The organism is Polaromonas sp. P3_C2 (assembly GCF_056402675.1).
Map to the genome: position 1 here is coordinate 1 of NZ_JBFUGX010000637.1, position 2379 is coordinate 2379.

The 2379-nt window shown below is 63.5% G+C and carries 2 protein-coding genes; one reads left to right on the forward strand and one right to left on the reverse strand.

The features are described 5' to 3' along the window. Positions 1 to 2 precede the first annotated feature (2 nt). Positions 3 to 584, forward strand: a complete 582-nt coding sequence (locus tag AC1DWI_RS20065) for a C40 family peptidase (protein ID WP_477725561.1) — start codon at positions 3 to 5, stop codon at positions 582 to 584. Positions 585 to 685: 101 nt separating this feature from the next. Here the strand turns inward: AC1DWI_RS20065 and AC1DWI_RS20070 are convergent. Beyond that, on the reverse strand, positions 686 to 2379 hold a 1694-nt coding region (locus AC1DWI_RS20070; RefSeq protein ID WP_477725562.1), incomplete at its 5' end, for a beta strand repeat-containing protein.

A 2379-nucleotide genomic window follows, 5' to 3' on the forward strand; every position in this document is an offset into this window, starting at 1 on the left:
TGCTGACCCAGATTGACAACGTCCGCCACAGCGTCACCAACAAGGCTTCCGAGCTGGTCGTCAACGCCATGGGTTTCCTGGGCGTGCCCTACAAGCGCGGCGGCAACACCGTTGAAACGGGGTTTGACTGCAGCGGTTTTGTACGCGCCATTTACGAGCAAAGCGTCGGGCTGCTGTTGCCCCGCCGCGCCGAACAGCAAGCCGCCGCCACCCAGCGCATCGACAAGACCGAATTGCAGCCCGGCGACCTGGTGTTTTTCAACACGATGAAGCGGGCCTTCAGCCATGTCGGCATCTACATCGGCGACGGCAAGTTCATCCACTCACCCAAGCCCGGCGCTGAAGTCCGCGTCGAAAGCATGGGTGTGAGCTACTGGCAGCGCCGCTTCGACGGCGCCCGCCGCGTACAGCCATCCAACGGGGTGGCGCAAGAGGCCACACCCCGCGCGGCCGCGTTGCCCGCCCGCCCGCAACAGCCGCAAGCTACCGCATCGGACAAGCCGCCAGCTCAGGCGGCAGCCCCGCAGGTGTCGGTTGCGCGGCAGGCTGAGCTGCTGATGCAGCAGGAACAGTACCGGAATTAAACCGGAGTTAAACCGGAGTTAAGGGCACAGGCGTCGCATCGACGCTAATCTCCGGGTCAAGTCAAGCTCAGGCCCCAGCCCGGCCATTCACCGGCCAGCCCTCAATCCTTATCTCTCCCATTGCCTGGTGACATGTCCAGCTCCACAGCCTGGCCGCTATCGATGGCGTCGCCCGCTTTGGCAGGGGTGCTCGAAACCAGAGAAGTCGTACCTTCACCGGCCAGCGCCAGCTGAAGCGTCGGCGTAGCTGCCCCTGCACCGTCAGCCCCGGCCCCGGCGTTGTCAGCCACGTTATTGCCGGCCGGAATCACACGGTTATTTTCCGCATTAGACGAAAGTTGCTGATTGCCCTGCGGCTTGCCGTTGACATTGACGAGGCCGCTGCCCGAATTGGTCACCTGGCCGAAGCTGCCGCTAACGCTGCCTTTTGGCGAATCAATGCTCACCTGGGCGGATGTGCCGGAAATTTGTACCTCGGTGACGGCCTCCACGGCCATGATGGGCGCAACCACGTTGGCCACCACGGTGTCGCCGGCCAGCGATGCCGAGTTGCTGGCAGTGACCACGACATTCACGTCGCCCTGCGCCTGCACCACCACATTGTTGCCGCTGATGTTGCCGCTGACGTTGCCGGTGCTGCTGCTGATCTGCACATTGCCTTGGCTGGTGGTAGTGCCGCTTACGTCGCCCTGAGCCTGCACGACAACGTTGTTGCCGGTGATGTTGCCGCTGATGTCGCCGGTACTGCTGCTGATCTGCACATTGCCCTGGCTGGTGGTGGTGCCGCTTACGTCGCCTACGGCGGCCACCGCCACTTCGCTGGCGGTGACGTTGGCCGAGACATCGCCGCCGCTGGTGACCTGGACGGCACCCAGGCTGATGGTGGAGCCGCTCACGTCGCCGCCGGCGTTCAGAGTGTTGGACTGTGTGGCGTCCTGCCCGCGCAGCGTGTGGTTGCTCAGGGCAACACTGCCGAGTGCGTCAATGCCGTAGCCTTTTACCCACAAGGTGCTGTCCAGACTGAAGTCACTGGCCACAACCTCAAACCGGCCGAGCGCGTTGGTCTCCGTGCCGCCCGTCACCATGTGCACATTGCCGCGGGTGCTGCCCGAGCCAGCGACGAGCCGCAGCGCGCGGGCTGCGCTGCCGGCGTTTTGCACATCGCCGTTGAGCGTAATGTTGGCGCCCAGGGTTGCCAGCGTTGTGTCGCCCAGCAGGTTCACCGGGGCATTGAACAGGATGCCACCCGCACCGTCCACTGTGACGTTGCCGCTGACGCCGGAGCCGCCCGCGCCGGCATTGAGCGTCAGGCCGTGCAGGGTCGAGCCGCCGAAGTACAGGTTGTAGGGGTTGTTTACGACCACGTCCTCGGCATAGGTGCCGGCGCCTACGCGGATATTGGCGCCGGTTGCCGCATTGCCCATGGCCGTCCCGATGGACAGTGCCTGGGTCCCGCCGCCCAGAAGGTTGCCAATACCCACCTGGAAGTCCTGCGTGGCCTGCGCACCGTTCCAGCCCTGGACGTAGCTGGAACCCGCGCTACCCAGGTTGACGGCATAGTCCAGTGCATTTTGTTGCGAAGCCTGCAGCCAGGTGTACTGGTAGTTGTTGTCCGCCGTGCCGGCATTGCGTACAGCAAAGTCAAAGCCCTGAATGTTGAGCGCACCAAAGTTGAGGCTCGCTGATTCATCCTGCATGTACACCGGGTTGCGTTCGGTGAAAGAGTTGGTGTTCGCCACCGTGATGTTTTTCACCTGCTGGTTGTAATGACGGTTGGCCTGGTAAAGCGCCAGGC